The organism is Bradyrhizobium sp. MI1.7, from assembly GCF_055811795.1.
Genome location: NZ_JBVVPO010000257.1, coordinates 1 through 491, shown reverse-complemented (window position 1 = coordinate 491; position 491 = coordinate 1). Strand labels below are relative to the sequence as shown.

Below are 491 nucleotides of genomic sequence, written 5' to 3'. Positions count from 1 at the left end.
ATGATAACAGCGCCATCGCCCAGAATGGTGTTGCCGGAGAACATGTCGATGTGACGCAGCTTCGTCGACATCGGCTTCACCACGATCTCTTCGGTGTGGAACACGCCGTCGACCACGATGCCGAAGGTCTGGCTGCCGACCTGGGTCACCACGATAAAACCGTTCTCGGGATCGCTGGCCGCGCCGTCGTCGATCTTGAGCAGCTTCTTGAGGTGGATCAGCGGCAAGAGCTTGTTGCGCAACCTGAGCACCGCGGTGTCCTTGATGCGCTCGATGCGGTGCTCGCTGTTGGCGCGGGCACGGACAAGCTCGACGACCGAGAGCTGCGGGATTGCAAAACGGTCGCCGGCGGCCTCGACGATCAGCGCCGAGACGATGGCCAAGGTCAGCGGGATCTTGATGGTGACGGAGGAACCCTCGCCGGCCACCGACTTGATGTCGATGGTGCCGCCGATCTGGTCGATATTGGTGCGCACCACGTCCATGCCGAC

The 491-nt window shown here is 62.1% G+C and carries 1 protein-coding gene; it reads right to left on the bottom strand.

Going from position 1 to position 491, the window contains the following annotated elements; translation table 11 throughout:
- The coding region (locus AC0L3X_RS47430; protein WP_473317655.1) for a chemotaxis protein CheW at positions 1-491 on the bottom strand (491 nt) is incomplete at both ends.